This window comes from Streptomyces bobili (assembly GCF_002154575.1).
GTDB classification, from domain to species: domain Bacteria; phylum Actinomycetota; class Actinomycetes; order Streptomycetales; family Streptomycetaceae; genus Streptomyces; species Streptomyces bobili.
The window spans coordinates 1-632 of the sequence record NZ_MUBA01000851.1; the positions used below are offsets into that span (position 1 = coordinate 1).

Annotated in this window: 2 pseudogenes; both read left to right on the forward strand. The window is 71.2% G+C overall.

The window, feature by feature from the left end:
* A pseudogene (locus tag BZL64_RS38200) lies at positions 1 to 187 on the forward strand (ATP-binding protein); the annotation flags it as partial.
* 116 nt (positions 188 to 303) lie between these two features.
* A pseudogene (locus BZL64_RS38205) lies at positions 304 to 632 on the forward strand (hypothetical protein); the annotation flags it as partial.

Here is a 632-nt window from a genome sequence, read left to right on the forward strand (position 1 = left end):
GGACGCGGCAACCACGCGCCGCCCGCCCATGACCCCACCCACCTCACCTCCCGAAGGTGAATCGGGCCGCGGCCTCCTCCTGGTGGACGTCCTGTCCGAACGCTGGGGCACCACCCCACGCCACCCCCTGGGCAAGACGATCTGGGCGGAGATCTCCACCGCGGGCAGCCGCGGCCAGTTGACGTGAGTGCGGCGATGTGCGGCCCACTTCGCGTACATGGGCCCGGTCCGTCGGACGGAAAACGCGTTGGCCGCTCGCCGCCGACCTGCGACGATTCCCCTGTTTCCCACAACGGAGGACATTTGTTCGTTTTCGTGTGTGCGGGGTGCGGCGCCGGGCTGACCTCGCCGCTGTCCCAGGTCACCCTGCCGATCCACGCCCGCCAGAAGTACGGGAACGGCATTCAGCTCCCGGTGCTCATGGAGTCCGGCACGTTCGCCGTGGACCCGGAGCCCTGGGGGCCGCCGTGGCGGAGGTGGGAGGAGACCGATCCGGAGGAGGCGGCGGCCCGCGGGATCTACGCGCCGGTCCACGCCCTGTCCGACGCGGTGCCCGACGCGATCGTCATCGCACCCGGGGACACTCGCGGGACCGTACTGATCCCGGAGAACGCCGGCGGCTACTGCTGCGG